Below are 19932 nucleotides of genomic sequence, written 5' to 3' on the forward strand. Positions count from 1 at the left end.
TATATTGACACTACTGTTGCAAGGTGGTATTGTTACGCGTCCTCGAATACCCGTGGATTAAAACCAAAAAGAAGTACTATGGGAGAAGTAAGTAAATGGTAAACGGCACTGTAAAATGGTTTAACGACAGCAAGGGGTTTGGCTTTCTTGAGCAGGAGAACGGCGAGGATGTCTTCGTTCACTTCTCCGCCATCAACAGCGACGGCTTCAAATCCCTCACCGAGGGCGACAGCGTGACCTTCGAAATCGTCAAGGGCCCGAAAGGTCTCCAGGCAGCAAACGTCAGCAGGGTTTAATCCCACTCACATAGCGTAGAACTTTACAAAAGCCCCGGAGCAATCCGGGGCTTTTTTTGTGCCCTTCCCTTTTTCAGCACCCTCAAGCGCCGCAGACCGGACACCCCTGCATGGACAGCGGTTTTTCCAGCCGGCACTCCCGAAGCAGCGCCTCGTCCCGAAAGATCTCCAGCGTGGGCCCGTCGGCCCGCACCACCCCCGCCGAAAGCACCACGGTCCGCTGGCAGACCTCCAGCACCATGTCCAGGTCGTGGCTGGTGATGATCTTGCTATGGTGGAAATCCTTCAAAAGCCCGATCAGCTGCCGGCGGGCGTACGGGTCCAGGCCGTTGGTGGGCTCGTCCATGACCAGGATGTCCGGCGACATGGAGAGGACCGTGGCGATGGCCACGCGCCTCTTCTCCCCGGCGGAGAGATGATAAGGCGCCTTCGCCGCCAGGTGCTCCGCATCGACCCGGCGCAGCGCCTCGGCCACACAGTTCTTCAACTCCCCCCCCGCCAAGCCGAGGTTCATCGGGCCGAAGGCGACGTCCTCGTAGACGGTGGGCATGAAGAGCTGGTCGTCCGGGTCGTGGAACACCATCCCGACGGTGCGCCGCGCCTCGAGCAGGGTCGAGCGGTCGACCGGGATGTGACCGATGCGCACCTCGCCCGAATGGGGAAGCAGGTGCCCGTTAAGGTGCGCGAGGAGCGTGGATTTCCCCGCGCCGTTGGCCCCGATCACGGCCACGGACTCGCCGTGGCTGACGCTGAAGCTTACGTCGCGCAGCGCCTCGGTGCCGTCGGGATAGACGTGGCGCAGGTGATCGATTTCCAGGATGTGGTGGCTCATGACAGGTACCCCGTTACCAGCGTCCCGAGCAGCTCGGCGCCGTTGTACAACCTCAAGGTGATGAAGAGCGCGCTCCAAAAGAGCACGAAGACGACCTCCCGCGCGCCGAAGCGCCCCCCCTGCGCCGAGGGAAAGTCGCCCGTGAAACCGCGCGCCAGCATCGCCATGTGCATCCGCTCGGCGCGCTGCCAGGTGCGCAGCAACAGGTGCCCCAGGAGCGAGGCGTAGCTCGCGAACCCGCTTCCCTTGCGGCCGAAGGAACGCAGCTCGCGCGCCCGCGAGGCCCGCCCCCCCTCCTCCGCCAGCACGAACAGGTAGCGGTAGAGGAAAAGGAGCTGCATGGCGAACGCCTTGGGCATCCCAAGCCGCACCAGGGCGCGGCAGATGGAGGCGAAACCGGTGAGCGCGGTCAGGGTGAGCGCGGCACCGACGGTAAGCGCGGTGCGCAGCACGATGGAGGCGAAGGAGACCCAGCCGCCGGTGATGTCCAGTGCTCCCAGGTGAACCAGGATGCCGCGGTCGAAAAGGGGGTTGCAGATGCCGACGGCGATGGCGAAGGGGGCGACCAGGGCCACCTTTGCCGCCAGGTAACCGGCGGGAAGCCGGCCCGCAGCGACCAGGGAGACGGGGAAGATGAAGAAGGGGATCAGGGCGGAGAGTTCGTAGCGGCCGAAGGAAACGACGCAGACGATGAAAACGAGGGTAGCCAGCACCTTGGCGCGGGGGTCCAGCCGGTGCAGGGGGGTATCCCCTCCCGCGAGCCGGTCCAGCCGCTTCAAATCGAGCAATGCCCCGTGTACCGATGCCATCAGGCTCCCATCCTCGCCGGCCGCAGCCGCCTTCCCGCTACGCCCGGGGGGGTAACGCTCCCCGGTTGCCCCTGCGCAGCAGCAGCGCCGCACCGGCGACCAGAAGGACGGTGAGAGCGGTGCCCGCGACGCCGGCAGCCCCGCTCCCCTTGCCGGAGACAGGCAAGGGCTGCGGACCGGCCGATGCCGGAGCGGGTGCAAGGACGGGCGCGGCGGCAGAAGCGGAGCGGTAGTCGGGAAACCAGGCCGTCCTCCTCTGCAGCGCCCCCAGAAGGACGGGCAAACCGGAGCGGTGCTCCGGGAGGGAGGCCTCCCCGGAAACCCTGGCTACCGACCACTCAAGCCCGTCCGGCTTTACCGAAGCGAAGCGGGACAGGCCGCCGGCGACGAAAAGGGCGCAGACCAACAAACCGGCGAGCACCAGGCGACCGGAGGCGGCGCTTGGGGCGCTCCCCCTGGCGAGCAGTTCGGGGCGGGCCTTGCGCAGGAAGGAGACCACGGCCAGCGTGACCGCCCCCTCAACCAGGCCGATAGCCAGGTGAATGGGCTGCATCAGGAGCAGGAATTTGTCCAGCGGGAGCGCGGAGACACCCGAAGCTGTCGTCTCCAGGACGACGCAGAGCGCACCCAGCTGCATGGCGAGGAGCGCCGCGAGCATGGTCACCACCACCTCGCGCCGGCGCCCCGGTTCCGGGCCGATCAGCCGGCGGTAACAAAGCGGATAGACGAGCAGGGCCGGGATCATGCCGAGATTGAAGATGTTGCACCCCAGTGCGAGGAGGCCGCCGTCGGCAAAGAAAAAGGCCTGGACCATGAGAACGGATGCGACGGTGAGGAAGGCGGCGCTGGGACCCAGCAGGATGGCGAGGAGCAGGCCGCCGGTCAGGTGGCCGCTCGACCCGGTACCCGGGATGGAGAAGTTGATCATCTGCGCGGCGAAGAGAAAGCCCCCCAGCACGCCCATGAGCGGCGCCAGGCGGTCGTCATGCTCCCGGCGCAACCGCGCCGAGCCGAGGGCGACGCCCCCCGCGGACACGGCCCACATCGTCGCGCCTACCGTCGGCGAGAGCAGAGCATCCGCCATGTGCATGATCTTCCTCCGCGTACCGTGACAGCCGCAGCAGCGGTAGCACGATTTTCATTTCAGTAACACGGCAATATATACAAGAAGCTCCGGGTGCTGTCAACGCATATGGCCGCCGTTGCGGCCGCATTCGCGTATACATCATCGCACCGCCGAAGGCCTTTACCCTTGCAACACAGAACCGACTTTACCTGTTGTCATAACCAGTGGCAGGCAGCCTCGGAAGAATGATTCCATGGACTCCAGGGTTATTCAAACAGCAACAGGTCAGGTTCAGAGATTTGATGAACGTTTTTAGGTGAAATAGGTACAATGTCCTTCTCTTTCTCCTAAAATGATGCTAATCTGCTTCGTCGGTGCTTGGGACCGTTGGCTGCGGTCAGTTCGCCGAGCACGAGGTCCTGATTCGGTTGCTGCGCAAGGAGCGCTTGCCCATGACTGGTTCTGAGAAGCAAACCGTCCACTTCACCGCCAACTGCACAGTACTGCTCGCCTTCTTCGTCGCACTCTTTTTTCCCGTCGGCTACTTCGCCATCAGCTACCAATACGCCGTCGGCAGCCTCGAGACCGAGGCCGAAATAAACGCCCGCATCATTTCCGGCCTGGGCGACCTGGAACCGGCGTCCTGGCACAGCGAGGCGCATCGCCTGGACGCACTGCTCTCCCACCGCGGCGACCCGGCACAAAAAGAGAAGCATCGCATCCTCGATTCGGTCGGGAGCGAACTGGCGGCCAGCGGTTACGATCCCGAGGCCCCGGTCATCCAACGTTCGCACCCCGTTCTTTATGGCAAACAGGTGATCGGCAGCGTCGAGATCAGCCGCTCCCTGCGCCCCATCCTCAAGAAGTCCCTCCTCGTCACGGTGATGGGGCTCAGCATCGGCCTCATCGTCTTCATACTGCTCCCCTTCCGTGCCATCAACCGAGCCAACCGCCAGTTGCAGGACTCCTACAACTTCCTGCGCAAGGTCATGGAGAGCAGCGCGAATGCTCTCATCGTCCTGAAGCTGGACGGCACCATCGGCATGGTCAACGGGCGCTGCACGGAGACCAGCGGCTATACCCCCGAGGAACTTCACGGCAGGGACATCCCCGGGCTGGTCGATCCCGAGTCGAGGGACATGGTGCTCGGGCAGCTGCACCTCGTGGCGAGCGGGGCGGCGGACATCGTTAAGTTCGAGGCGGACCTGGTCCGCAAGGACGGCGGCACGGTCACCATTGCCTGCGGGGCCACCCCCGTCTACCAGGAAGGCCGCATCGCCGGCACCGTCCTTTCCGTCGAGAACATCACGGAACGCAGGGCGGCGGTGGAAGCGCTCAAATCCGCGAAGGAGTATACCGAGAACCTGATCCAGGCCGCCTGCGTGATGATTCTCGGGCTGGACCTCAAGGGCGAGGTGACGCTTATCAACAGGACCGGCGAAGAAATGACCGGCTACAGCCAGGAAGAGCTGACCGGCAAGAACTGGTTCGACACGGTGATGGGGGCGGAAGCCTTCTTCAAGATGTGCGGTGGGTCGCAACTTGCCAACGACGATGGGATGAACGCCTTCGAGGGGCAGATCGTGACCAAGGCGGGAGCCATGCGCACCATCTCCTGGCGCAACAGCGCCATCGTCGAGAAGGGTGTCCGGATCGGCACCCTCTGCTTCGGCATCGACATCACCGAACACAGAAAGATCGAGGCGCAGCTCAGGCACTCGCAGAAGATGGAATCCATCGGGCAACTGGCAGGCGGCGTGGCCCACGACTTCAACAACATGCTGAGCGTGATGCTTGGCTATGCGCAGCTGAGCCTGCTCGAAGCCCCCGAAGCGACACCGCTGCGGCTCTACCTGCAGGAGATCATCAAGGCGGGGGAGCGTTCGCGCGACATGGTGCGCAAACTCCTCGCCTTCTCCCGCAAGGAGATCATCTCCCCCCGCGCGGTGAACCTGAACGAGCACTGCCTGGAGACCGAGAAGACGCTGAGCCGCCTGATCGGCGAGGAGGTCCGCTTCGGCTTCGCCCCCGACCCCGCACTCTGGACGGTGAAGATCGACCCCTCGCAGGTGGACCAGATCCTGATGAACCTCGCGGTGAACGCCCGGGACGCCATGCCCGACGGCGGGATGCTCACCATAAAGACCGAGAACGTGATCGTGGACGAGCCTTTCTGCGACTACCGCCTCGATGCAAAGCCCGGCTCGTACGCCTGCCTGAGCGTCGTGGACACCGGGACCGGGATGGACCGCGAGCTGATCAAGCGGATCTTCGAGCCGTTTTTCACCACCAAGGAGATGGGGAGGGGAACGGGCCTCGGGCTCGCCACGGTGTACGGCATCGTGACCCAGAACGGCGGTTTCGTCGATGTGGAAAGCGAGCCCGGCAGCGGCACGACCTTCCGGATCTACCTCCCCCGGATGAGCGGCGAGTCGGAGCCCCCCGCGCAGATCCTGCCGGGGACGCTCAGCGGTACCGGGACGGTCCTGGTGGTCGAGGACGACGACATGCTGCGGGCCATGGCGACCCAGATGCTGGAAAAGATCGGCTACCAGGTGATCCAGGCGGCGACCCCGCACGCCGCCCTCTGTATCTGCAAGGAAACCGACACCGACATCGACCTCGTGCTCTCGGACGTGATCATGCCAGAGATGAACGGTTTGGAGATGGCGCGCGGCATGGCGGTCCTGCGTCCCGACACCAAGGTGCTGTTCATGACCGGCTATTCGTCCGAGATCATCGCCAAGCGCGGTATCATCGCCGACCGGGAGATGCACTACATTCAAAAACCCTTCGACATGGAAGGTCTGCATGCCAAGATCATGGAGATGCGGACCGCCTGTTGATCCTACCACCCCCGAGATGCAAGATCCCGGCTTTGCCATGCCAGACGGCTTCTGCTAGACTGAACCGGTAGCGCCAAAGGCAATCAGCTCTTAGGAGACAGCTATGAAAAGGTTATTGACCATCCTGTTTATGACAGTACTGCTCCCTCTTACTGTCACTGCCGTACCGGTTCAAGCACAGCCGGAGCCAGGTTACTACCAGATGTCCGACCAAGACAGCTACGCGAACGATGACCTGCTCTACCCCGAGGAACTGGACGATCTGCTCGGCCCTATCGCGCTCTACCCAGACCCGCTGATAGCGCAGATCCTGCCGGCGGCCACCTTCGTCGACCAGATCCACGACGCTGCCAATTTCGTCAGGTTCTACGGCGACACCCCGCGCATCGACTATCAACCCTGGGACATCAGCGTGCGCGCGGTGGCGCATTACCCGCAGGTGCTGTACATGATGGACCGCGAGTACCAGTGGACCGCATCGCTGGGGCAGGCCTACATCGAGCAGCCCCAGGACGTGATGGACGCCATCCAGAGGCTGCGCCGCTTCGCCTACGACCAGGGCAACCTCTTCAGCACGCAGCAGCAGCAGGTCTTCTTCGAGGGCGACATCATCCGCATCGTCCCGGCGCGCCCGCAGTACGTCTACGTGCCGGTCTACGACCCGACCGTGGTCTACGTTGAACGCTACTACCCCAGTTCCCCCTTCATCACCTTCAGCGTCGGTTTCACCATCGGCCCTTGGCTGAACCGCGACTTCAACTGGCGTGAACGCAGGGTCTACTACCACGGCTGGCGCGGAGGCGGGTGGATTACCCGCTCGCGTCCCTACGTGCAGGACCGGCGCGGCATCTACATCAACAAGCGCGCCGCGACCATCACCATCAACGAGCGAGTGGTGCAGCGCGACACGCGCAGATACCGCGACCAACTGCGGGTCGAGAGCAGACGGCACCGTGACGAAGGGAAGATGCCGCCGGTGCGGCTGGAACCGCGGCGCCCCGGCAGGGTCGAACAGCCGCGCCCAGGCAAGGTCGAACAGCCGCGCCCAGGCAAGGTCGAACAACAGCCCCGCCCAGGCACGGTCGAACAACTGCGTCCCGGCAAGCCAGAACAGCCGCGCCCGGGCAGTGAGAGACGCAGGGAACCGTGGAACCGGCGCGAGCCGTCGCCCGCGCCCGGCGTACCCGCCCCCACGACCGCGCCCCCCAAACCGGGTGCTACCCCGCCGGCCGCGCAGCGGCAGCCGTCACCGTTACAGCCGCGGGTCGACACTGTTCAGCCGCCGGCGCCAACCAACAAGCCGCAGCCCCAGGGAAAACCGGACAAACAGCGACCGCCGGGACAACCTAAGCAACAACCCCAGCTGCAGCCGGGCGCTCAGCAGGCTCCTACCGTCACCGGGGAACCCGCCACGGCACGCCCTGGCCGGGGAGAGGGATGGCGCAGGGAGCCGCGCCCGGTGAACCGTCCCGACGTACAGCCTCCCGCCGCAGCGACGACACCCGCGCCTGCAGCGCGCGGAGCCGCGCCCCACGCTCCCGTAGCGGAGCCGGCGGTGAAGGCACCCGCGGCTGCTCCGGTAACCCCGGCCGCCCCGGCAAGGCCGGTGACGCCCCGGAGCGAGAAACCGAGGGTCGCACCGACACCGGCCGCAACGTCGGCGCCCAAGGCCGAGCCCGCCGAACCTGCGCGTCCGGCGCGGGAGTACGAGCCCGGACAGGGGCGCGGGCGCGGCGAATCCTCCGGCGGACGCCCCCTGCAAAGGGATGAGGATCGCTGACCGCTTCTCCAGCCGGGCCCTGCAGGGGCGAACGATCATTCCCCTTCACGCCCGGCAAACTCGATACAAAAAGGGGCGCATCGCGAGATGCGCCCCTTTCCTTTTGTCATTATCCATTGTCCCCCTACCCCGCCGGAAGGAGGTCGCAGGCGGCTGCTACCAAAGCCTTCACCCCTGCCCGCAGCGTCGGCTCGGGCAGCGGCGCGTACAAGGGCGAATGCTGCGACGGAAGCGACACCCCTTGGCGCTGCCCCTTTTCGAAGAGCTCTGGATCGGCTGCCCCCAGCCAGAACATGCAGACCGGGATCGCGCCACCAAGCCCCCAGGAGCCGAAATCCTCGCTCACCATCTTCGCCGCCGAGCGAACCACGTTATCCGCCCCAAGCGCGGCCCGCAGCGCCACCGCCACGCGCTCCGCCAGGACGGGATCGTTGTAGGTCGCCGGATGGCAAGCCGGAACGGAAACCACGGGAGAGCGCTCCTCCGGCACTCCTGCGGCGAGAGCCACCCCGGCACAGATGCGCCGCACCGAGTCCAGGATCCTGTCGCGCACCCGGTCGTCGAAGCTCCTGATGCTCAGTTGCAGCACCACCTCTTCGGGAATCACGTTGCACGCGGCGCCGCCATGAATGGAGCCGACGGTGACCACGGCCGGCTCGTGCGGGGTGATCTCGCGGCTCACTATGGTCTGCAGGGCGAGAACAACCTGCGCCGCCATCACCACGGGGTCCTTGCCGTGCTCCGGCGCTGAGCCGTGCGCCCCCACGCCGCGCACCACCACCTCCACCTCGGTGAAGCTGGCCAGGAAGTTGCCCGGTGCGTAACCGGCAGTCCCGGCCTTGAGAAACAGGGTGCTGTGCAGGGCCAGGGCGTAATCCGGCCTGGGGCAGAGCCGGTAGGCACCGTCGTCGATCATCGCCTGGGCGCCGTCTCCCCCCTCTTCGCCTGGCTGGCCGACCAGCACCAGCGTGCCGGACCAGCACTCCCTGGCGCGGGCCAGCACGCGGGCGGCGCCCAGCAGGCAGGCGACGTGCACGTCGTGCCCGCAGGCGTGCATCACCGGCACCTCGCTGCCGTCCCGGTAGACCGCCCTCGCCTTGCTGGCATAGGGAAGCCCCGTATTCTCCTCGACCGGCAGCGCGTCCATGTCCGCCCGCATCAAAAGGGTCGGACCGGTCCCATTCTCAAGCACTGCCAGCACACCGTAACCGGGCCAGTCAAACCTGCTGTACCTGCCGATCCCCTCCGTAACCTTGAAACCAAGCCCCTTCAGCTCTCCCGAAAGCAGCGAGGCGGTCTCGCGCTCCTGGCCGGACAGCTCGGGATGGGCGTGCAGATGTTCATAGATCTCAACCAGCGACGGGAGTTCGGCTTCGACCAGCCCGTTCAGTGAGTCGAGCTGCAATTGTGTCGGCATAAAATCTCTCACAGGCGTGATGAAATACCGGTGCAGGTTACTATGTCTCGCCTTTCTTATCAACTCCGATATGGCGCCTGCTCTCCACAGTCACCCGACCAGATCCTTCAGCCCGCGGTAAATGCGACCCGCATGGAAACGGCCCCGATCGCCCAGGTACACTGCACGAGGACAGGCAGACTGGCTAATTAATGAGCAGGCCGCGAGCGGGTCAGGCGACGACTGTCCCTGTAACGGTGCGAAAAAACGTCCCATCCCGTTGGCGAAGCAGAGGCTGGCATGCTCCATGTAAGGGGAAGCAGCAAAAGGAGGAGCTGCCATGACAGAGATCATCGACGGTATCGCGCACGTCACTGCGGCCGAGGCTGCCATCGAACTCTCCACCACCGAAACCCGCGTTCTCATGCTGCTCAAGCAGAAAACGCTGCAGGGGACCCTCTCCGACCAGGGATGGTTCATCACCAAGGCCTCCCTGGACCGCTACGACCGCGACGGGGAGCCGGCACAGCATTCCCCCGTCTGCCGCAGTACCTGCACCGCTTCCCGGTGCGGCTGCCACCAGGAGTGACGCCATGGGACTGACCATCCTTCCCTCGGATCTGAAATACAAGTACCCGAAGGCGACGCAGACCAGGTTCGATGCCAAGTTCTCCGACCCGGGCGACAGCGCCCCCTTCAACCGGGACGACCTCTACGACATCCTGCCGCTGCTCGCAGCGGTCATGAACGAACTGAAGCGGGACGACGCCACCACACTGCATTTCCTTGAAGACCTGATGAACCAGGACATGCCCCGTTTCCTGGTCAGCCGCGGCGAGGTCTTCGACTTCCTCACCGGCTGCGGCAAAGAGATGCTCTCCTACCGGTAGCGGGATACCGCAGGCAACACCACGGGCACAGCAGCCTGAATTCCCTGACGCGCTGCAGCGTCAGCCACACAAAGGAGAACGGCAATGAACAGCTTGGCCACCATGACAGCGTCAGCGACAGACACGGCATACGCCGGGTTTCAGGAAACCGGCTTCACCATAGAGCCCATCAACGGGCGCCCCGGCGGCTACCGCCTGGAGATGTCCGGCTTCCTTGCGCCGGGATGGAGCGGCAGGCTTGCCGCCGGGCTCTCGGAGCACCGCGTCGGCATCGTGCGGGGGAGTGCGGAGAAGGTCAACGCCAGCAGCTGGCGCTCCAGTTTCGAACTGAAGAGCGCCCCTTTTGCCGGGAGCCCCGAGGCGATCGACTTCCTGCGGCTGGCCAATACCGAGCCCGACCGCAAGGCGGCCTGCATCGAGCTCCTCTCCTTCACCATGGAGCCCACGGCGTGCCACAACGGCAGCCTCTTCGTCGAGCTTAAAGGGGTGGACCGGCTCGGCTTTCTCGGGGACTTGCTGGACTACTTCAGCATGCGCTGCCTGTTTCCGGTGAAGATGACCGTCGACACCCAGGGCGATACCGCCGTCGACCGCTTCTGGCTCAGAGGCGTAGGGGGCTCGGTACCTTCCGAAGCCATCTCAGACTCCATGAAAAGAAACCTGGAGCAGCTTCTGGCGCGCTGACGGCACTCCCCCCCTGCAGCGCCGGGACTGACCAGTAGGACCACAGATGCCCCCTCCCCTCACCGGGAGGGGCTCGTTTTCCCTCAACCCCACCTGCAGCTCTCTCGGTACCGCCCCTCTCACTCACACGGCTCGCTCCCCCTCACTCGGTAACGCACCTCACCTTGGCCCTGACCTGTCGGCTGCGGATTGAGACAGATGGTTGCAAATCGAAATAGATTCGCTAAAGTCTTTAACGTCGCCTAATCCATGGAGCCCCCCATGATCATCCACATAGTACGTCACGCAGAAGCCATAGAGAGAACGCCTGAGGTGACAGAAGAGCACCGTTACCTCACACGCCGCGGCAGACGACGTTTCCGCAAAGCCGCCAAGAGCCTCGCCACGCTCGGCATCGAGCCGGACCTGATCCTGACCAGCCCGCTGGTGCGCGCGGTGCAGACGGCCGACATCCTGGCGGAAAAGCTGCGTTACAAGCGGGAGCTGATCGTCACGTCCGAGCTCTCACCCGGTTTCCGCCCGGAAAAGCTTGACGAGTTGCTGAAGCTCTACCCGCAGGCGAGCGAGGTAGCGCTGGTCGGACACGAGCCGGACCTGGGCCTGGTCACGCAGGCGCTGCTCGGGGAAGAAGCTTCCCTCTCCCTCCCCAAAGGGGGTACCGTCTCGTTCAAGAGAAACGCCAGCGGCAGCGGAGAGCCGCAATTCCTGCAACTGGTGACCGGAACGGGCAGGATCATCACCGCACGCGGCAAGGCGGTGGATCGCCTGCGCCAAGGGGGCTGATCCGGAACCAGGTCGGGACAAACAACGCACAAGGAGTGTCAGAGATGGTCCAGTCCACAGCAGATTTCAGACGGCTGAAAGGCGTCGGCGCAATCCTGGGCAAGCGTCTGTACGACGCCGGGTTTGACAGCTTCGCCAAGATCGCCCAGGCCGGAGAGGAAGGTTTGAGCAAGGTGCGCGGTGTGAACCGGCGCCACATGGGATCGATACTGCAACAGGCCAGGGAACTGGCCGGGATGGAGCAGGAGGATGGGGAGAAGCCCGTGCAGCTTATGCAGCAGCGCGTGGTAGGGATGCGGGAAAAAGTGGAAAATCTGGCGCAGACAACCCGCGACCGGTTCGTCGGGGAGATGTCGGAAAAGTGCGGCAGAAAACTTGGGACCGACCTGGAGAGGATCGAGAACGCCCTGTTGCAGATGCACGATTTCGGTAACAAGCGCTCCAAGCGGATCGCGAAGATACTCACCAAGGCGGAAAAGAAGGTCACCGGCCTGGAAGAGGCAAGCCTCAAGAAGGTCCGCAAGGGGTTCAAGAAGGCAAGAAAGGCAGTGTTGAAGGCCCTGACGTAGCGTCACCCTTCCACCCCTCCCGGGTTGTCACAGTCCGCCCTGTCCTGATACAATCTGGCATCCCGTCATGCCCAAGGAGTAGCCGTTGAAACAAAACCGGCTGGCCGCCATCGACATCGGCACCAACTCGATCCGCAGCATCATCGTCGAGACCGCGGAGAGCGGCAAGTACAAGATACTCGACGACGAGAAGGTGCTGGTGCGCCTGGGGGAAGGGCTGCACCAGACCGGTGCCATCTCGCCCGCCGCGTGGGAGCGCGCCGTCGAGGCGCTGTCCCGCCAGAAAAAGATCATCGACGGCTACCAGGTCACCTCAATCGAGGCCGTGGCCACCAGCGCAGTGCGCAAGGCTGCCAACGGGCGCGAGCTGGTGGCGGCCATCAAGGAGCAGACCGGCCTCGACATCGAGGTGATAAGCGGCGAGGAGGAAGCCGAGCTGGCCGCCCTCTCGGCCCAGCACAACTTCGAGCTGGACGGGGTGCGACACCTGATCTTCGACATAGGAGGAGGCAGCCTCGAGCTCATCTCCGCCTTGGGCGCGCACGCCGAGGAGATGCTGTCGCTGGAACTGGGCGCGGTCTTTCTCACCGAGAATTTCTTGAAAAGCGATCCCGTACAGCAAGCGGAACACCAGAAGCTGCGCAAGCATATCCGCAAAACCCTGAAGGCCGCCTACAGCGGGGAGCGCACCGGCATGCAGTGTCTGGTAGGCTCCGGAGGGACCGTCACCTCCATCGCCGCCATGGTGGCCGCCGCAAGGCGCGAGAAGTTCGACTCCCTGCACGGCTACGAGCTGCTTCGCTCCGAGCTGGTACACCTATTGGCCATGCTGGTGAGAAAGAGCGACAAGGAGCGCCGCGCCATACCCGGCTTGAACCCGGAACGCTCCGATATCATCGTTGCCGGGGTCACCGCGGTCGACGAGCTGATGGACTTTTTCCAGGTGAACCACCTGAAGGTCAACGAGCGCGGCATCCGCGAGGGGCTCATCCTGCGCGGCCTGCGCCGCCGCAACCTGCTGCCCGAGAAGAAGAGGCGCTCCTGGCGCGACAGCACCCTCGAGTTCGCCCGTTCCTGCCATTCCGACGAGTCCCACGCCCAGCAGGTCGCCAAGCTCTCCCGGCAGCTCTTCTCGGCGCTTTCGAAGCGCTACGGCTGGGGCGACAAGGAACTGAGGCTCCTGGAAGCCGCGGCAATCATGCACGACGTCGGCTACTTCATCAGCTATTCCAGCCATCACAAGCATTCCTACCATTTGATCCGTCACGCCGACCTGTTCGGCTTCACCCCCCGCGAACGGGAGCTGATGGCCAACATCGCCCGCTATCACCGCAAGTCCATGCCCAAGAAAAAGCATGACGAGTACATGCGCCTTTCAGCTGCGGACCAGCTCCTGGTCGCCCGGCTGGGTGGGATCCTCAGGCTGTGCGACGGCCTGGACCGGCGCCGCAACGGAGTCGTGCAGCAGTTCGACTGCGTTCTCGAAAAGGACGTCCTGCGGCTCACCCTAGGCGGTGAGGAAGACATGTCCGTCGAACTCTACGGAGCGAAGGCCAAGAGCGACCTGCTCCAAGATGCGTGCCGTTTGAAACTCGTCTTCGAGGTTCTTGCCCGGCAACCTGCCGTCGCCCCACCCTCGTAGGGGCGAATAATCATTCGCCCGCCTTTAGCCCCTAGCTCAGGCACAGGATAGCCGGTCACCAGGTTACGGCTGTGACCATCGCCGGAACAGGCAAGAAACAGAAAGGCCGGGATATGATTCCCGGCCTTCACGTGTCCCACTGCGCTGTTTTCCACCTGCCGCCGAACCTCACCTGCGGCGATCTACAGGAGGAAAAAGGAGATGATGATTATCAAGAGCCCGCCGGTTATCCTGATCGGCACCGATGCCAGGAGGTGGCTCGCACGCTTATACCAAACCGGCAGCACATCCAGAATCAGATGACAGACGACTAACAGCAGGACGATGTAAATGATGCATTCGTGGCCGTAGCTTAAGTATTCCATACTGGCCACCTCCTCCATCGGCGGAAATTCTGCGCCCTTCGGCACATCAACAAAAGGAACCGCCGCCGACTTACCCTGACTTTAGCATAGACAGTGCCATCAACGTCTTTTGCGTCCGACGGCCGCGCGTCCCGGAACAGGCCGGAAACAAAGGGGCGACGCGCCCCTTAAAAGGGAGTGCACCGTCCTGCCGAGAAAGCCACCGGCCGCTGTTAAACTTATCGACACTTTTCAAGGAAACTTCTGTCGCTTTCCTTTACAGTTTTACACATTTCAGGTTTTATTTCCCCGCTTTCCTGCGCGCAGTGATCGACTCTCCGCCAATGCCCCAGTTGTCCGTGTCCACCTCTTCGATGACCACCACCGTGGTTGCGGGATTCTTTCCGAGCGTGTCCACCAGCAGCTGGGTGACCCCCTTGATCAGTGTGGCCTTCTGCTCCGCAGTGGCTCCATCCCTGGTGATCTTGATGTTGACGAATGGCATCTGGTTACCCCTCCTGAAATTTCAAAAAAGTTTCCGCTCCTGTCAAAGCGAAGCGGCCACTGTACCATCTGAGGCCCGCTTTGCACACCCCAAATGAGATCAAAAAAGGGGAGGAAGACTTACGTCCCCTCCCCTTCCAGGCGAAGTATCCGCTGGACGCAATCAACCGAAACTGGAGAAAGCGTCCTGCTCTGCGCTGGTGAACATGCGGTCGAGCTGGAGCATGAGCAGCAACTGCTCGCCGTGTTTGATGACGCCGCAGATGAAGTCCTGGTCCACGCCACCGGCGGCGATGCTTGGGGGGGGCTGGATCTCGCCGCTGGAAATCCTGATCACCTCGGAGACGCCGTCGACGATGAAGCCCATGAGCTTGCCGTCGATGTCCATGACCATGATCCGGGTGTGCTGGTCGTCATCGGTGCTGCACATGCCGAACCGGTTCCTGAGTGAGATGATCGGTATCACCTTGCCGCGCAGGTTTATGATCCCCTCTACGCTGGGCGGGGTGTTCGGGATATGGGTGATGGGGGTCATCCTGATGATCTCGCGCACCTTCAGCACCTCGACGGCGTACTCTTCGGCGCCCAGGTTGAAGCTCACCAGCTGAATCAGTTCGCTGCTCGACTCACCCTTTTTGATCGGCAAATTGGCGGTAGACATTTATTTCCTCCGGGGTTCCTTGATGTGTCAATGGACTCTGATGCGATTCAGGCCCTGCCGCACGGTAGTCCGTCCTGAACGCTGCGGCAGCGTGCCTCCGGTACCTGTGAGACGTATCGGCGCCCCTTCATGAATCTTGAGAAGAAGTTGACATCCGGGAAGGCGCTCCCCTTCCGGAAGGCTCACCTGTGGGTGGGGCTCACCGGGCGGAGGTGCCAGATCTCCTCGTTGTACTGGGATATGGTTCGATCGGTGGAGAACTTGCCGCTTCTCGCGCTGTTGACGATGCTCATCCTGGTCCACGCCTCCCGGTCCAGGTAAGCCTCGGCGGCCTTTCTCTGTGCCCTGACGAAGCTGCGGAAATCGGCGGCGACCATCCATGGGTCCTGCGGGCTCATGATCGCTTTAACGATGGGATCGAAGATCCCCTTCTCGAACATGTTGAAGTGCCCGCTGGTCAGAAGCTGCATGACCCGCTCCAGCTCCGGGTCGGCGGCCACGATGCCGGCGGGGTTGTAGCTGCGGCGTTCCCGTTCCACCTCCTCGGCGGTAAGGCCGAAGACGAAAAAGTTTTCATCGCCGACTTCCTCGCGGATCTCGATGTTGGCGCCGTCCAGGGTGCCGATGGTGATGGCGCCGTTCATCATGAACTTCATGTTTCCGGTGCCGGATGCCTCCTTGCCTGCGGTGGAGATCTGCTCGGAGAGGTCGGTGCCGGGGCAGATCACCTCCATGGCGGTGACGCGGTAGTTGGGGAGGAAGGCCACCTTGAGCCGCCCCCCCACCACCGGGTCGTCGTTCACCACGCGGGCCACGTTGTTGATCAGCTTGATGATCAGCTTGGCCATGTAGTAGCCGGGAGCGGCCTTGCCGCCGATCAACACGCAGCGGTCGGTCCACCCCTCGGTGTCGCCGCGCTTGATCCGGTCGTAGAGGTGGATCACGTGCAACACGTTCAGGAGCTGGCGCTTGTACTCGTGGATCCTTTTAACCTGGACGTCGAAGAGGCTGTCGGGGTTGAAGGTGACACCGCACTGCTCCTGCACCAGGGCCGCTAGACGCTCCTTGTTTGACCTTTTCACCGCGTGCCACTCCCTGCGGAACTCCGGGTCGTCGGCGTAGCGCACCGCTTCGGAGATCAGGGAGAGGTCGGCCACGAAGCCGTCTCCGATCCTGGAGGCGAGGAGTCTGGTGAGCCCGGGGTTGCAGCGGGCGAGCCAGCGGCGCGGCGTGACGCCGTTGGTCTTATTGTTGAACTTCTCCGGCCAAAGCTCGTAGAAATCGCGGAAGAGCCCCTGCACGAGGAGCTCGGAGTGCAGGGCGGCCACACCGTTCACCGAAAAGCTACCGACGATGGCGAGATAGGCCATACGCACCTGCTGCACCTCACCCTCCTCGATGATGGACATGTTGCGCAGGCGCTCGCCGTCGCCGGGCCAGCGGCTGGCCACCTCGGCCAGGAAGCGGGCGTTGATTTCCAGGATGATCTCCAGAAGGCGCGGCAAAAGTTGCCTGAAAAGCGGCACCGACCATTTCTCCAGGGCTTCGGGGAGCAGGGTATGGTTGGTGTAGGCCATGGTACGGGTGGTTATGCGCCAGGCCTCGTCCCAGGAGAGTCCCTGCTCGTCCATGAGCAGGCGCATCAGCTCGGGGACGGCGCAGCTTGGGTGGGTATCGTTCAGCTGGAAGCTGTTGCGCTCGGCGAAGTGGTCGAAGACCTTCCCCTGGCGCGAGATCCAGCGTTCAATGACGTCCTGCAGGCTCGCGGAGGCCAGGAAGTACTGCTGCCTGAGCCGGAGCGCCTTGCCGTTCTCGCTGGCGTCGTTTGGGTAGAGCACCATGGTGATATTTTCCGCCTCGTTCTTCATGGCGACTGATTCGGTGTAGCTCCCGGCGTTGAACTCCTCGAGGTCGAAGACGTCCGTGGCTGCGGCCTTCCAGAGCCTCAGCGTGTTCACGGTACCGTTTCGGTACCCCGGGATCGGGAGGTCGTAGGGAACGGCGAGCACTTCGTGGGTGTCGAGCCAGCAGTAGCTCACCGTGCCGTCGTCGCTGCGCCTGGTCTCGCAGCGCCCGCCGAAGCGAACCCGCTGGGTGTATTCGGGACGCTCCATCTCCCAGGGGTTGCCGTCGCGCAGCCAATGGTCGGGCTCCTCGACCTGGCGGCCGTCCTCGATGCGCTGGCGGAACATGCCGTATTCGTAGCGGATGCCGTACCCCATCACCGGGAGCTGCAAGGTGGCACAGCTGTCCAGGAAGCAGGCGGCCAGGCGCCCCAGGCCGCCGTTGCCGAGCCCGGCGTCGATCTCCTGCTCGGCGAGTTCCTCCAGCTGCAGCCCGAGTTGCTGCATCGCCTCTGCCGCGGGTTCGTCGAGACCGAGGTTGAGTACGGCGTTGCCCAAGGCGCGTCCCATGAGGAATTCGAGCGAAAGGTAATAGCCGGTCTTCGTGTCGGCGTTGATGTAGGCGTAACGGGTGTTGTTCCAGCGCTCGATCAGGCGCTCCCGGACGGTGTAGGCGATGGCCTGGTAGCGGTAGCGGATGTTGCGGCAGAACTTGTCACGCCCCAGGTGGTGGAAGTAGTGGTGTACGAAATCCTTGACCAGGCCGTCGGCGTCCATGGGGAGCGCCTCCAGCTCGCAGATGTCTTTAGGGCAAAGGATATTCTTTTCCTTGTCGTGCATAAGCGAGAACTCCTTTTGCTGAATAAGTAACCGGTGCCCGGAGGCAACCGGTACATTCTACACCTTTCGGCGTACAGATGAGGTTACTGAAGCAGGGAAAGCGGGCGACGGGGAGTGAAGGGCGAATGATCATTCGTCCCTACATACACCTCCGGCTGGCGCGGGCTTAAGCCGGTTCGAAGAGCTTGGCCGCGGCGCGCATCTGCTCCGGAGTAGCCAGAAGGAGCGCGGTGTCCCCGTCCTTGAATTCCCAGACCGGGTCAGGATTGGCGATGATCTCGTCCCCCCGCTTGATAGCCACCACGGTGGCTCCGGAACGGGAGCGCAACATCCCTCCCCTGAGGCTCTCCCCCTCTATGGGGGCGTTTTTGCGCACCCGGAAGCTGCCGATCTCTGCGCCGGAGAGAAAACCGGCGATGCCGACGGCATGGCTGTGGCGCTTGCTCACGCTGCGCAGCATCTCGTAGCCGTCGCGCCTGACATCCGCGATGCACTCTTCGATCACGTCCTGGGGGATCAGGAACCGCTTCAGCACGCGGAACAGGATCTCCACGGAGGTCTCGAACTCCTCCGGGATCACCTCGTTCACACCCAGCCGGAACAGGGGCTCCATCTCCAGGAGATAGCGGGTGCGTACGATCACGTGGATCGAGGGGTGCATCTTCCTGGCCTGCGCCGCGATGCGGCGGCTGGCTGCTGCGTCCGAGATGGCGACCACCACGATGCGGGCGTCGCGTATCCCGGCGTGCTCCAGGATCTCGGGCTTCGACGCGTCGCCGAAGATGATCTCCTCCCCTTCCCTTCTCAGGCTGCGCACCGTGAATGGGTTTGTCTCGACGATGACGCGCGGGATCTCCAGGCTCTTCAGGATGCGGGCCAGGTTCTTGCCGTTCACACCGTAGCCGACGATGATGACGTGGTCCTGGTAGCCGACCTTCTCGCCGTTTTGGGCAAGGCTGCTCCGGCCGCGGGTCCAGGAGTGCGGCAGCGTGGCGGTCATGAAGTCGGCCACCGGCCCCGCAAGCTTCATGCAGAGGGGGGTGAGCGCCATGGTGGCGATCGAGGCGGCCAGGAAAAGCTGGTAGGTCTCCGGGGTGAGCAGCCCGTACTTCAAGCCGCTGCGCGAGAGGACGAACGAGAATTCTCCGATCTGGGCCAGCGAGAGCCCGGCGATGAGGGCAATGCGCATGGGGAGGCCGAGAACGAGGCCGACCGCGGAGGTGAGCAGCGCCTTGACCAGAATGATGGAAAGCACCAGGCCGAGCAAAAGGAGCGGGAACTTGAACAGGATGGCAGGCTTCAACAGCATCCCGACCGAGATGAAAAAGAGGCTCATGAAGGCCTCGCGAAAGGGCATGATGTCGCTGAGCGCCTGGTGGCTGTACTCAGATTCAGAGATGGCGAGCCCGGCGATGAAGGCGCCCAGGGCGAGCGAGAGCCCGACCTGCGCCGTAAGCCACGCGGTCCCCATGCCGATGAAGATAATGGAGAGGACGAAGAGCTCGCGGCTCCGGGTCTTCACCACCTGCTCGAAGAGCCAGGGGACTACGAAGCGGGCGCCGTAATGGGCGCCGACGATGACCGCCCCCGCCTTGGCGGAGACGATGGCGATCTCGACGAGCCCCTGTCCCCCACCGGCGAGAAACGGGGTGAAAAGCATCAGGGGGACGATGCAGAGGTCCTGGAAGATGAGTATGCCGAGGGCGGCCTTACCCTGGGGCGTGTCCATCTCGCCCGCGTCCATCATAAGCTTCATCAGGATGGCGGTGGAGGAGAGCGCCACCAGGAACCCGAAGAAGACCGCCTGCGAGAGCGGGAACCCTCCAACGGTACCCAGGGCGGCGACCGCTGAGATGGTGAGGACGAGCTGCAGACCGCCCCCCAGGAGCACCATGTGGCGGATGCGCATCAGTTCCTTCAAGGAAAACTCGATGCCGATGGTGAACAACAGGAGCACCACGCCGTACTCGGCCATCTGCTCGACCTGGTGGCTGTCCCTTATGAACCCCAGGGCGTAGGGGCCGGCCAGAAGGCCGGTGATCAGAAAGCCGATGATGGAGGGGAACTTGAACCTGCGCAGCACCACCACGGTGAACAGGGCCAGACCGAAGAGCACCACGATGTCGCGTAGAGCGTGAAAATCCAT

18 protein-coding genes are annotated in these 19932 nt (G+C 63.5%); 9 read left to right on the top strand and 9 right to left on the bottom strand.

Features of this window, described 5'->3' with window-relative positions:
* Positions 1–95 precede the first annotated feature (95 nt).
* Positions 96–296 (top strand): cold-shock protein, encoded by a 201-nt coding sequence (locus KP003_RS09470; protein ID WP_129126184.1) that lies wholly within the window; start codon positions 96–98, stop codon positions 294–296.
* A gap of 82 nt (positions 297–378) precedes the next feature.
* Here KP003_RS09470 and KP003_RS09475 read toward each other — a convergent pair whose 3' ends face one another.
* From KP003_RS09475 to KP003_RS09485, 3 genes are read right to left on the bottom strand one after another with little or no spacing between them, the layout of a single operon-like run.
* Positions 379–1128: an energy-coupling factor ABC transporter ATP-binding protein gene (locus KP003_RS09475; RefSeq protein WP_216791680.1), complete on the bottom strand. Its 750-nt coding sequence runs from the start codon at positions 1126–1128 to the stop codon at positions 379–381.
* A complete protein-coding gene (cbiQ, locus tag KP003_RS09480; protein WP_216791682.1) occupies positions 1125–1937 on the bottom strand; it encodes a cobalt ECF transporter T component CbiQ in 813 nt (270 codons plus the stop codon). Before cbiQ ends, KP003_RS09475 begins: the two co-directional genes overlap by 4 nt.
* A 37-nt stretch (positions 1938–1974) precedes the next feature.
* Positions 1975–3027 carry an energy-coupling factor ABC transporter permease gene (locus KP003_RS09485; protein ID WP_216791683.1) on the bottom strand — a complete coding sequence of 351 codons (1053 nt, stop codon included), beginning with the start codon at positions 3025–3027 and terminating at the stop codon, positions 1975–1977.
* Between the two features lie 428 nt (positions 3028–3455).
* Here KP003_RS09485 and KP003_RS09490 point away from each other — a divergent pair, with 428 nt between their 5' ends.
* Complete coding sequence (locus KP003_RS09490; protein ID WP_217300652.1) at positions 3456–5849, top strand: PAS domain-containing hybrid sensor histidine kinase/response regulator; 2394 nt, start codon at positions 3456–3458, stop codon at positions 5847–5849.
* Positions 5850–5952: 103 nt separating this feature from the next.
* Entirely contained in the window at positions 5953–7629 is a 1677-nt protein-coding gene (locus tag KP003_RS09495; RefSeq protein WP_217300653.1) for a DUF3300 domain-containing protein, read from the top strand.
* A 124-nt stretch (positions 7630–7753) separates the two neighbouring features.
* Here KP003_RS09495 and KP003_RS09500 read toward each other — a convergent pair whose 3' ends face one another.
* Complete coding sequence (locus KP003_RS09500; RefSeq protein WP_216498844.1) at positions 7754–9046, bottom strand: amidohydrolase; 1293 nt, start codon at positions 9044–9046, stop codon at positions 7754–7756.
* Positions 9047–9365: 319 nt separating this feature from the next.
* On the opposite strand from KP003_RS09500, the gene KP003_RS09505 reads away from it, so the two are divergent.
* The 6 genes from KP003_RS09505 (at position 9366) to KP003_RS09530 (ending at position 13593) form a co-directional block, all read left to right on the top strand.
* The gene (locus KP003_RS09505; protein ID WP_216498845.1) at positions 9366–9614 is read left to right on the top strand and encodes a hypothetical protein; all 249 of its coding nucleotides are present in this window, start codon (positions 9366–9368) and stop codon (positions 9612–9614) included.
* A 4-nt stretch (positions 9615–9618) separates the two neighbouring features.
* Positions 9619–9915, top strand: a complete 297-nt coding sequence (locus tag KP003_RS09510) for a hypothetical protein (protein ID WP_217300654.1) — start codon at positions 9619–9621, stop codon at positions 9913–9915.
* An 84-nt stretch (positions 9916–9999) separates the two neighbouring features.
* Complete coding sequence (locus KP003_RS09515) at positions 10000–10599, top strand: hypothetical protein (protein WP_217300655.1); 600 nt, start codon at positions 10000–10002, stop codon at positions 10597–10599.
* A gap of 261 nt (positions 10600–10860) precedes the next feature.
* Entirely contained in the window at positions 10861–11382 is a 522-nt protein-coding gene (locus KP003_RS09520; protein ID WP_217300656.1) for a SixA phosphatase family protein, read from the top strand.
* Positions 11383–11426: 44 nt separating this feature from the next.
* Complete coding sequence (locus KP003_RS09525; protein ID WP_217300657.1) at positions 11427–11951, top strand: helix-hairpin-helix domain-containing protein; 525 nt, start codon at positions 11427–11429, stop codon at positions 11949–11951.
* A gap of 85 nt (positions 11952–12036) precedes the next feature.
* Positions 12037–13593 carry a Ppx/GppA phosphatase family protein gene (locus tag KP003_RS09530; protein WP_217300658.1) on the top strand — a complete coding sequence of 519 codons (1557 nt, stop codon included), beginning with the start codon at positions 12037–12039 and terminating at the stop codon, positions 13591–13593.
* A gap of 182 nt (positions 13594–13775) precedes the next feature.
* Here the strand turns inward: KP003_RS09530 and KP003_RS09535 are convergent, their stop codons facing one another.
* The 5 genes from KP003_RS09535 to KP003_RS09555 all read right to left on the bottom strand — a co-directional run bounded on the left by KP003_RS09535 (position 13776) and on the right by KP003_RS09555 (position 19932).
* On the bottom strand, positions 13776–13958 hold the full coding sequence (locus KP003_RS09535; RefSeq protein WP_216791694.1) for a hypothetical protein: 183 nt from the start codon (positions 13956–13958) through the stop codon (positions 13776–13778).
* A gap of 280 nt (positions 13959–14238) precedes the next feature.
* Positions 14239–14442 carry a 2-hydroxymuconate tautomerase family protein gene (locus tag KP003_RS09540; RefSeq protein WP_015720309.1) on the bottom strand — a complete coding sequence of 68 codons (204 nt, stop codon included), beginning with the start codon at positions 14440–14442 and terminating at the stop codon, positions 14239–14241.
* 162 nt (positions 14443–14604) lie between these two features.
* Positions 14605–15102, bottom strand: coding sequence for a chemotaxis protein CheW (locus KP003_RS09545; RefSeq protein ID WP_216498852.1), 498 nt, complete (start codon positions 15100–15102; stop codon positions 14605–14607).
* 182 nt (positions 15103–15284) lie between these two features.
* Positions 15285–17786 (bottom strand): glycogen/starch/alpha-glucan phosphorylase, encoded by a 2502-nt coding sequence (locus KP003_RS09550; protein ID WP_217300659.1) that lies wholly within the window; start codon positions 17784–17786, stop codon positions 15285–15287.
* 166 nt (positions 17787–17952) lie between these two features.
* Positions 17953–19932, bottom strand: coding sequence for a monovalent cation:proton antiporter family protein (locus KP003_RS09555; protein WP_217300660.1), 1980 nt, complete (start codon positions 19930–19932; stop codon positions 17953–17955).

The organism is Geomonas diazotrophica (genome assembly GCF_019063885.1).
Classification (GTDB): domain Bacteria; phylum Desulfobacterota; class Desulfuromonadia; order Geobacterales; family Geobacteraceae; genus Geomonas; species Geomonas diazotrophica.

Bases quoted from the DNA above. Each gene is read 5' to 3' on its own strand.
- KP003_RS09470 (WP_129126184.1), top strand. From the start codon at position 96: ATGGTAAACGGCACTGTAAAATGGTTTAACGACAGCAAGGGGTTTGGC.
- KP003_RS09475 (WP_216791680.1), bottom strand. From the start codon at position 1,128: ATGAGCCACCACATCCTGGAAATCGATCACCTGCGCCACGTCTATCCC.
- cbiQ (WP_216791682.1), bottom strand. From the start codon at position 1,937: ATGGCATCGGTACACGGGGCATTGCTCGATTTGAAGCGGCTGGACCGG.
- KP003_RS09485 (WP_216791683.1), bottom strand. From the start codon at position 3,027: ATGCACATGGCGGATGCTCTGCTCTCGCCGACGGTAGGCGCGACGATG.
- KP003_RS09490 (WP_217300652.1), top strand. From the start codon at position 3,456: ATGACTGGTTCTGAGAAGCAAACCGTCCACTTCACCGCCAACTGCACA.
- KP003_RS09495 (WP_217300653.1), top strand. From the start codon at position 5,953: ATGAAAAGGTTATTGACCATCCTGTTTATGACAGTACTGCTCCCTCTT.
- KP003_RS09500 (WP_216498844.1), bottom strand. From the start codon at position 9,046: ATGCCGACACAATTGCAGCTCGACTCACTGAACGGGCTGGTCGAAGCC.
- KP003_RS09505 (WP_216498845.1), top strand. From the start codon at position 9,366: ATGACAGAGATCATCGACGGTATCGCGCACGTCACTGCGGCCGAGGCT.
- KP003_RS09510 (WP_217300654.1), top strand. From the start codon at position 9,619: ATGGGACTGACCATCCTTCCCTCGGATCTGAAATACAAGTACCCGAAG.
- KP003_RS09515 (WP_217300655.1), top strand. From the start codon at position 10,000: ATGAACAGCTTGGCCACCATGACAGCGTCAGCGACAGACACGGCATAC.
- KP003_RS09520 (WP_217300656.1), top strand. From the start codon at position 10,861: ATGATCATCCACATAGTACGTCACGCAGAAGCCATAGAGAGAACGCCT.
- KP003_RS09525 (WP_217300657.1), top strand. From the start codon at position 11,427: ATGGTCCAGTCCACAGCAGATTTCAGACGGCTGAAAGGCGTCGGCGCA.
- KP003_RS09535 (WP_216791694.1), bottom strand. From the start codon at position 13,958: ATGGAATACTTAAGCTACGGCCACGAATGCATCATTTACATCGTCCTG.
- KP003_RS09540 (WP_015720309.1), bottom strand. From the start codon at position 14,442: ATGCCATTCGTCAACATCAAGATCACCAGGGATGGAGCCACTGCGGAG.
- KP003_RS09545 (WP_216498852.1), bottom strand. From the start codon at position 15,102: ATGTCTACCGCCAATTTGCCGATCAAAAAGGGTGAGTCGAGCAGCGAA.
- KP003_RS09550 (WP_217300659.1), bottom strand. From the start codon at position 17,786: ATGCACGACAAGGAAAAGAATATCCTTTGCCCTAAAGACATCTGCGAG.
- KP003_RS09555 (WP_217300660.1), bottom strand. From the start codon at position 19,932: ATGGATTTTCACGCTCTACGCGACATCGTGGTGCTCTTCGGTCTGGCC.